This is a genomic window from Methylobacterium aquaticum, from assembly GCF_001043915.1.
GTDB classification, from domain to species: domain Bacteria; phylum Pseudomonadota; class Alphaproteobacteria; order Rhizobiales; family Beijerinckiaceae; genus Methylobacterium; species Methylobacterium aquaticum.
The window spans coordinates 1-8,244 of sequence record NZ_LABX01000075.1; the positions used below are offsets into that span (position 1 = coordinate 1).

General features: G+C 72.8%; 8 protein-coding genes. 6 read left to right on the top strand and 2 right to left on the bottom strand.

All coding sequences use genetic code 11. The features are described 5' to 3' along the window. The coding region (locus VP06_RS10620; protein ID WP_048463743.1) for a TetR/AcrR family transcriptional regulator at positions 1-435 on the bottom strand (435 nt) is incomplete at its 3' end. A gap of 89 nt (positions 436-524) precedes the next feature. On the opposite strand from VP06_RS10620, the gene VP06_RS10625 reads away from it, so the two are divergent. Continuing rightward, positions 525-1,061 carry a PaaI family thioesterase gene (locus VP06_RS10625; protein WP_048463744.1) on the top strand — a complete coding sequence of 179 codons (537 nt, stop codon included), beginning with the start codon at positions 525-527 and terminating at the stop codon, positions 1,059-1,061. Next, positions 1,058-1,756, top strand: a complete 699-nt coding sequence (locus VP06_RS10630; protein ID WP_048463745.1) for an SDR family NAD(P)-dependent oxidoreductase — start codon at positions 1,058-1,060, stop codon at positions 1,754-1,756. The genes VP06_RS10625 and VP06_RS10630 overlap by 4 nt, the downstream gene beginning before the upstream one ends. A gap of 349 nt (positions 1,757-2,105) precedes the next feature. Here VP06_RS10630 and VP06_RS10635 read toward each other — a convergent pair whose 3' ends face one another. After that, positions 2,106-2,903, bottom strand: coding sequence for an SDR family NAD(P)-dependent oxidoreductase (locus VP06_RS10635; protein ID WP_048463746.1), 798 nt, complete (start codon positions 2,901-2,903; stop codon positions 2,106-2,108). A gap of 192 nt (positions 2,904-3,095) precedes the next feature. Here VP06_RS10635 and fliF point away from each other — a divergent pair, with 192 nt between their 5' ends. The 4 genes from fliF to VP06_RS10655 form a co-directional block, all read left to right on the top strand. Continuing rightward, positions 3,096-4,796, top strand: a complete 1,701-nt coding sequence (fliF, locus tag VP06_RS10640) for a flagellar basal-body MS-ring/collar protein FliF (protein WP_048463747.1) — start codon at positions 3,096-3,098, stop codon at positions 4,794-4,796. Next, complete coding sequence (locus VP06_RS10645; protein WP_156295542.1) at positions 4,796-5,731, top strand: hypothetical protein; 936 nt, start codon at positions 4,796-4,798, stop codon at positions 5,729-5,731. The genes fliF and VP06_RS10645 overlap by 1 nt, the downstream gene beginning before the upstream one ends. 1 nt (position 5,732) lies before the next feature. Next, complete coding sequence (locus VP06_RS10650) at positions 5,733-7,064, top strand: MotB family protein (protein WP_048463748.1); 1,332 nt, start codon at positions 5,733-5,735, stop codon at positions 7,062-7,064. Next, the coding region (locus VP06_RS10655; protein WP_082167328.1) for a chemotaxis protein MotC at positions 7,061-8,244 on the top strand (1,184 nt) is incomplete at its 3' end. The genes VP06_RS10650 and VP06_RS10655, both read left to right, overlap by 4 nt.

The following is an 8,244-nucleotide window of genomic DNA, read 5'->3' on the forward strand; positions in this document are numbered from 1 at the left end:
TGTGGTGGGCTCGATAATGTGTTGACGAGACAGCATCGCCTCCTGCATCCGGGCGAGCCGCGCCTCCAGGCCCTCCGTGAAGGCTCGCCGCACGGGGGCCGGCTGGCGCGCCGCCTCGCCGCCGAGCGCCGCCAGGGCGCAGCCGGTTCCGGGCCCGTCGCGATGGGCCGCCGACAGGTAGGCGGCGACGAACCTCGCGAGGTCGGGCGGCGCCCCTGGCTTTCGCGGCGCGGGCGTCAGCGTCTGGGCCAGTGCCTGGGCGGCGAGGTCCTCCTTCGAGTCGAAATGGCCGTAGAAGCCGCCATGGGTCAGGCCGGCGGCCTGCATCACCTCGGCCACCGTCACGGCGGCAAAGCCCTTCTCGCGGAAGAGGCGGCCGGCCGCCTCGAGGATCCGGCGCCGGTTCTCCTGGACCTGCTCGCGCGTCACCCGCATCCGACGCTCCACTCCGGTTGACAACATTGAGGATGGCGATCATCAATATCGTATCATGATTGATGTCATGTAAGAAGGCCGGAGGGATCATGGACGCGGTTGCGTTGCCGGAGGCGCCGATGCGGGAGCGCCGCGTGACCTGGGCCGATCCGCGGGCGATCGCCCGGGCGGGCCAGGGCCTGGCCGGGCTCGATTTCCTGCGGGCGCTGATCGCCGGGGAGGTACCGCCGCCCCCGATCGTGAACCTCATGGGCATCACCCTCGGCGAGGCCGAGCCGGGCCGCGTGACGATGCGGATGGCGGCGGGCGAATACCTCTACAACCCGATCGGCAGCGTCCATGGCGGCGCGCTGGCGACGCTCCTCGACAGCGTGATGGGCTGCGCCGTCCACACCACCCTGCCGGCCGGGCGCGGCTACACCACGCTCGAGATCAAGGTGAACTACCTGCGGGCGGTGACGGAGGTCTCCGGCTGCGTCACGGCGGTCGGTCGCGTGGTCCATGCCGGCCGCCGCCAGGCCGTGGCCGAGGCGAGCCTCACCGACGAGGCCGGCCGGCTCTGCGCCACCGCCAGCACCACCTGCCTAGTCTTCGATCTGCCCGCCTCCCGGGAGGAGCGCCCATGACTCTGCCCTATCGCACGGCCCTCGTCGTCGGGGCCGGCGCCGGCATCAGCGCCGCGCTTGCCCGGCTCCTCGCCGCCGAGGGGCTGCGGGTCGGCCTCGCGGCCCGCGATGCGGGAAAGCTCGCCGGCCTCGCCGCGGAGACCGGGGCCGAGACCTTCGCGGCCGACGCCGCCGACCCGCAGGCGGTCGAGCGGCTGTTCGCGCAGGCCGATGCCCGCCTCGGCGAGCCCGACGTGGTGATCTACAACGCCAGCGCCCGGGCCCCCGGCCCGCTCGCCGCCCTCGATCCGGAGACCGTGCGGCGGGCGGTGGAGGTCACCGCCTTCGGCGCCTTCCTGGTCGCCCGGGAGGCGGCGCGGCGCATGGAGCAGCGGGGCCACGGCGCGCTCCTGTTCACCGGCGCCACGGCGGGGGTGAAGGGTTTTCCGAACTCGGCCGCCTTCGCGATGGGCAAGTTCGCCCTGCGCGGCCTTGCCCAGAGCGCGGCGCGCGAACTCGGCCCGAAGGGCATCCACGTTGCCCATATCGTCGTCGACGGCGCGGTGCGCAGCGACCGCCGTCCCGATCCGGCGGACAAGCCCGACAGCACTCTCACGCCGGAGGGCGTGGCCCGCGCCTATCTCGACCTGCTGCGCCAGCCCCGGGACGCCTGGTCGTTCGAGGTCGAGCTGCGGCCGTGGGTGGAGCGGTTCTGAGAGGGGGCGCCCTACTCTGGCAGATTGGACACCCTCCTCGAACATTCCGGGGCCGCGCAGCGGAGGCAGGAATGACGAGGAGGGTGTGAATACTGTCGAGCTAGAGAGCTTCACGATCGCGTTGCAATCGCGAAGCCTCTCTCGCTGTTTGATTTTACCGGATTTTCTACGACGAACCGGTATCCGATTCGTCGGAAAATGCTCTAGTCACGCAGGCCCTCGAGCGCACCGGGAATTCCCCAGGGGAATCCGTTGCAGGGCGAAACCCGGTTTCGCCCGAGGCCCGTGGGCGCGTGGCCGCAGCCCGGGACTCATCGTCCCGTGGGCGGATCACGACCCCGTCTCGTCCTCAATCGCGGTAGCGCGCGGCGGCATGTGATTGCGCGAAGTTCGGCACCATGGCCCGGCGCGTCGCCTCGAAGGCGTCCCACTGGCTCTCGTCCGGCAGGGACGGGATCGTCACCGCCTCGCGCCGGTCGAACCCTTTGAGCGCGGCATCGACCATCTCGCCGACCTCCATCACGCCCTGAAGGTTCTCCACCGCCCGTCCCGAGCGCTCCCAGATCTCGGTGCGGGTCGCGGCCGGCAGCACCGCCTGGACGTAGAGGCCCCGCGGCCCGAGCTCCGACTGGAGCGCCTGCGACAGGGTCAGCACGTAGGCCTTGGTCGCCCCGTAGACGCCGGGCAGCCACTCGGGCGCGAACGCCACCACCGAGCCGATATTGACGATGGCCCCGCCGCCCCGGGCCAGGAACCCCTGCGCCGCGGCGCCGGCCAGCCGCGTCAGCGCCACCACGTTGAGGTCGACGAGGCGGTATTGCGGCGCGAGGTCGGGATCGGAGAAGCCGGCCGGCGCCGCCGCGCCGGCATTGTTCACGAGCAGCCCGATCCGGGAATCGTCGCGCAGGCGCGCCTCCACGGCCGCGAGGCTGGCCGGATCGGTGAGGTCGGCGGGGAGCACGTCGATGGCGACGCCGGTGTCGGCGCGCAGGCGTGCCGCGAGGGCGTCGAGGCGGGCGGCGTCACGCGCCACCAGCACCAGGGGATGGCCGCGCCGGGCGAGCCGGTCGGCATAGGTGGCGCCGATGCCGGACGAAGCGCCGGTGATCAGTGCGGCGGGCGTCGGGTCGGTCGTGCGGTTGGTCATCGGAGGCTCCTGCTCGGCGGTTTTTGATGATTTACATCATGTTTAATTGATGTCGATCATCATGAAAAGTCAAGCGGGGTTACCGCCGCCGGGTGCTCCGGCGCACGCGGCGCCACAACCTCCGCACAAGGCAGGCGCGTCACAGAGCGGTGAGGCAGTGTCGCCTGCGCTGGGACGGGATGGGCGGAAGAGATGTCCGGTCGCGAGCAAGCCGAGAGGCTGTGGAGCAACATCGTCGAACTCGGGCCCCGGCGCCTTAGCGCGCTCGGGCTGATCGGCCTCGTGGTGTTCCTGGCCGTGGGCTTGGGGGCCTATTACCTGAGCCGGCCGGCGCAGGAGACGCTCTATACCGGCCTCTCGCGCGAGGACGTGGCCCGCATCGGCGGCGTGCTCAAGGATGCGGGCATCCGCTTCGACGTGAGCGCCGACGGTGCCGCCGTGCTGGTGCCCTACGGCAATACCGCGCAGGCCCGGATGCTCTTGGCCGAGAAGGGCCTGCCGCAAAGCTCGAAATCGGGCTACGAGCTGTTCAACGATCTCGGCTCGCTCGGCATGACCTCGTTCATGCAGGAGGTGACCCGGATCCGCGCGCTCGAAGGCGAGATCGCCCGCACGATTCAGGGCATGAAGGGCGTGCGCGCGGCGCGCGTCCACATCGTGCTGCCCGAGCGCGGCTCGTTCCGGCGCGACCAGCAGCCGCCTTCCGCCTCCGTGGTGGTCCGCACCGAGCCCGCCGACGACCGCAGCGGCGCCCAGGCGATCCGCCAGCTCGTCGCCTCGGCGATTCCCGGCATGAAGCCCGACCGGGTCACGGTGATCGGCGCCGACGGCACCCTGCTGCTGTCGGGCGACGATGGCGGCCAGGCTCCGACCGGCAAGATGGCGAGCCTGGAGAAGGACATGAGCCGCGAGGTGCAGGACCGCATCCGCCGCGCCCTCACCCCCTATCTCGGCCTCGGCAATTTCGAGGTCAGCGTCGCGGCCCAGCTCAACACCGACAAGACCTCGACCAGCGAGACGATCTACAACCCCGACCAGCAGGTCGCGCGGTCCGTCCGCTCGGTGCGCGAGAACGAGAACAGCCAGAACCGCAGCGCCCAGCGGCCGACCAGCGCCCAGCAGAACCTGCCCGACCAGCGCACCCGCTCGGACGGCAACGACACCGCCAGCAACGAGACCTCCAAGAAGGAGGACCTCACCAACTACGAGATCGGCCAGAAGGTCGTCCAGACGGTGAGCGACGGCTACGCGGTCAAGCACCTCTCGGTGGCGGTGCTGGTCAACCGCTCGCGCCTCGCGGCGCAGGCCGGCCCGCCGGGCCAGGACGCCGCCACCGTCAACCTCGACAAGCAGATCGCCGAGATCGAGCAGATCGTCGCCTCGGCGGCCGGCGCCAGCAAGGATCGCGGCGACACGGTGAAGGTCGCGGCGGTGAGCTTCATCAATGACGGCCAGTCCCTCGAGCCGGTGCCGCCGCTCAGCTTCGCCGACGTGATGGTGCGCCAGTCCGCGACCCTCATCAACGCGGCCACCATCCTGGTGGTGGCGGGCCTGTTGATCTGGTTCGGCCTGCGCCCGGCGCTCCGCGCCATCCTGGCGGAGCCGGAGGCGGCCCAGGCCGAGATCGCGGCCCTGGAGGCGGCCGCGGCCGCGGCCCTGCCGGGCGCGGCGATGGCCGAGGCCGGCGCCCTGCCGGCGCCCGGCCAGGCGGTGCCCGGTCAGGCGGCGCTCGCCGGCCCCGAGGGCGTGCCCGCCATGGCGAGCCTCATCGAGGACATGGCCGAGAAGGCGAAGAACTCGCCGCAGAAGCGCCTGGAGCAGATGATCGACGTCGACGAGGAGCAGGTCGCCGCCATCCTCAAGCGCTGGCTGATGCGTGAGGAAATGGCGTGATGGACCCGGCGATCGCCCGCTACCTGCCGGAATTCGCGCCCGCCCCCGTTCCGGCCAAGGGCGCCGCTCCGGCCACCGCCTTCGGCGATCCCTGGGCCGGCCTTGCCCGGGCCCCCCGTGTCCCGGTGCCGCTGCCGGTCGCCGAGGCCCCGGATGCGATCCGCGTCGAGCCGGCCCGGGCGGATCGTCCGCCGGCCGAGCGCCCGCTCGGCGGGCTGCTCGACGGTCCGCCCGCGGACTGGCAGGACGGCCTGCTCCCGCGGGCGCCCAAGCCGGCCTCCGCCCCGCCTCCGGTCGCTCCGTCACCGCTCCTCCTGGCACCGGTCGCGAACCCGGCCATCGCCATCCCGGACGGCGCAGAGCCGGCCATCCCCGCCTCGCCCTTCGTCAAGCCGGCCGCGCCCAAGCGCGAGACGCCGGAGGAGCGCGCCGCCTTGCTCGCCGCCGCCGAGGAGCGCGGCCGGCAGCAGGGCCTGGCCGAGGCGCGGGAGGAGGCGGAGATCGCCCGCCTGCGGGCGGCGGAAGCCGCGGAGGCCCGCCTCGCCGAGGCGCGCCGGCACTGGAGCGAGGCCGAGGCCGAGGCCCTGGCCGACGGGTTCTCGGCGGCGCTCCGTGCCCTCGACGCGGCCCTCTCCGACCGGATCGCCCGGCTGCTGGTGCCGGTCCTGACCGATGCCCTGCGCCGGCAGGCGGTGGCGGAGCTGAGCGGCGCGCTGGCGCGGCTGCTGTCCGAGCCGCAGGCGGCCAACGTGCGGGTGAGCGGGCCGGAAGACCTGCTGGCGGCCCTGGCCGCCCGTCTCGGGCCGCTGGCGGCGGCCGTCACCTTCACGGCGTCCGAGACGGCGGAGGTGCAGGTGAGCGCCGACCAGACCGTGATCGAGACCCAGCTCGGCGCCTGGACGCGCCTCCTCGCGGCGGCGGTGGCGGAGACCTGAGATGTCCGAGGGCCATCAGGAAATCATCATCATCAAGCGCCACGGCGACCACGAGGACGGTCACCACGGCGGCGCCTGGAAGATCGCGCTCGCCGACTTCATGACCGCCATGATGGCGCTGTTCCTGGTGATGTGGCTGATCAACTCCACCAGCAAGGAGCAGAAGCAGACCATCGCCGAGTATTTCAATCCGGTGAAGCTCGCCGAGGTGACCCACGACAAGAAGGGTCTGCGCGATCCGCACGACACGCCGTCCGAGCCCGGCGCCGAGGGCGGCAAGGCCGAGGGCAAGGGCGGCGAGGGCAAGGGCGAGGGGAAAGGCGAGGGCAAGGCCGGCGACAAGGCGAGCGAGGCCGCGCCCGGCAGCCGCGCGCGGGAATCGGCCCTGTTCCAGGACCCCTACGCGGTGCTGGCGCGGCTCGCCGCGGAGGGCGAGCGCGCCGACACGGCGAGTTCCGACGCGGCCGCGGTCGAATCCGGCCAGCCCGGCATCAGCGGCGGCGACGCGGCGCGCGATCCCTTCGATCCGCTCTACTGGCAGGTCGAGCCGCTGCCGCGCCACCGCACCGAGCGGCCGGGCAAGGTCGGCACCGCGGTGTCGGCCCCGTCCGAGAACCGCCTCGATGCCGCCGGCCAGGTCGCCTCCTCGATGAAGCCCCGGGACCCGAAGGACGCGGCCACCCGCGTCGCCTCGGCCGAGGATGGGATGCCGCTCACCCCGCGGGAACCCGCCAAGGACGCGAAGGATGCCGCGCCTAAGGAGGCGGTGAAGTCGGCCGCCCTCAAGGCACCGGCGCCCATGGAGGCCCCGAAGGACGCCGCAAGGGAAACCCCGAAGGAGTCCTCCAAGGACAAGGCGGCCGAGACCGCGGCGGTCGCCGCCATGAAGGCCGAGATCGCCAAGGCGGTGGCGCCGCTCTCCATCGGCGCGCCGACCCCGAAGGTCGAGGTGCGCCGCTCGGGCGAGGGCATCCTGATCAGCATCACCGACGATATCGATTTCAGCATGTTCAGCATCGGCTCGGCCGAGCCGACCCCGAAGGTGGTGCGGGCGATCGAGAAGATTGCCAAGGTGATCAACGCCCGGCCCGGCCGCATCGTGGTCCGCGGCCATACCGATGCGCGGCCGTTCCGCTCCGACACCTACGATAACTGGCGCCTCTCGACGGCCCGGGCGCAGATGGCCACCTACATGCTGGTGCGCGGCGGCATCGACGAAGCCCGGATCGAGCGCATCGAGGGCTATGCCGACCGCCAGCCGCGCAACGCCGCCGACCCGAAGGCGGCGGAGAACCGGCGCATCGAGATCCTGGTGCGGGGGCTGCCCGAATGAGCCGCCGCCGCGCCGCCGCCGTCGCGATGGCCGGGCTTCTCCTGGCCGCCGTTTCGCTCACGACGACGGGCCCGGTCCGCGCCGCCGGGGACGGGCATGCCGCGCCGGCTGCCGATTCGCATGGCGGCGGCCATGGCGGGGGAGGGGATGGCCATGGCGGCCACGCTGCGCCGGCCAAGCCCATCGAGCCGCTGCCGGTGTCGCCCCGCGGCCTGCCGGTCGAGCTGGTGCGGACGCTGCAACTCCTCCAGGACCGGATCGCTCGCGGCTCGACCCAGGCCCACCTCGCCCAGCGCCAGCTCCTCGCCCATATCGAGCAGCGACTCGTCGCTCTCGAGCCGGAGACCTGGACCAATCCCGAGAACGTGCGGGCCGCGGTGGCCTTCGCGCTGGGGGGCGGCGGTCCGGCTGTCCTGCGGCGGATGCGCGAGACGGCGAAGCTGCCGGACGACGATTCAGCCCTCGTGCGCGGCGCGCTGGCCTATCTCGAGGGCCGCGAGCGCGACGCCAGAGCCCTGCTCGGCCGCTTCGATCCGCGGACCCAGCCGCCGAGCCTCGCCGGCCAGCTCGCCCTTACCCAGGCGGCCGTCACCGTGCGCGAGGCGCCGCGCAAGGCGATCGAGCTCCTCGACCTCGCCCGGCTTCTCGCGCCCGGCACTCTGGTGGAGGAAGGGGCCCTGCGCCGCGAGATCTTCATCCACGCGCAGGGCGGGGACGCCAAGCGCTTCGAGGCCCTGTCGATCCAGTATCTCCGCCGGTTCCGGCGCTCGGTCTATGCCGGCAATTTCCGCCAGCGCTTCGCCACGGCGCTGACCCGGCTCGACTTCGACAGCGACCGCGCCCGCGTCGAGCGGCTCGAACGGATGCTGGACGAGATCGAGCCGGCGGAGCGGCGCGACCTCTACCTGCTGGTCGCCCGGGCCGGGCTGGACCAGGGCCGGCGCGACACCGCGACCTTCGCGGCCGAGCGGGCGCTCAGCCTCTCTGCGCCCGACAGCGGGGCCGCCGCCCGGGCGCGGCTCTACCGCGCCGCCGCCCTGATCGTGGTCGACGGACGCTACGAGGAGGGTCTCGAGGGCTTGCGCGCCATCGACCGGGCCGGGCTCGACGAGTCCGACCGCGTGCTCCTGGATGCCGCCCTCTCCACCGCCGTCCAGATTCGCGGCGGCGCGCCGCCGCG

Coding starts and splice junctions, on each gene's coding strand:
- VP06_RS10625 (WP_048463744.1), top strand. CDS start 525: ATGGACGCGGTTGCGTTGCCGGAGGCGCCGATGCGGGAGCGCCGCGTG.
- VP06_RS10630 (WP_048463745.1), top strand. CDS start 1,058: ATGACTCTGCCCTATCGCACGGCCCTCGTCGTCGGGGCCGGCGCCGGC.
- VP06_RS10635 (WP_048463746.1), bottom strand. CDS start 2,903: ATGACCAACCGCACGACCGACCCGACGCCCGCCGCACTGATCACCGGC.
- fliF (WP_048463747.1), top strand. CDS start 3,096: ATGTCCGGTCGCGAGCAAGCCGAGAGGCTGTGGAGCAACATCGTCGAA.
- VP06_RS10645 (WP_156295542.1), top strand. CDS start 4,796: ATGGACCCGGCGATCGCCCGCTACCTGCCGGAATTCGCGCCCGCCCCC.
- VP06_RS10650 (WP_048463748.1), top strand. CDS start 5,733: ATGTCCGAGGGCCATCAGGAAATCATCATCATCAAGCGCCACGGCGAC.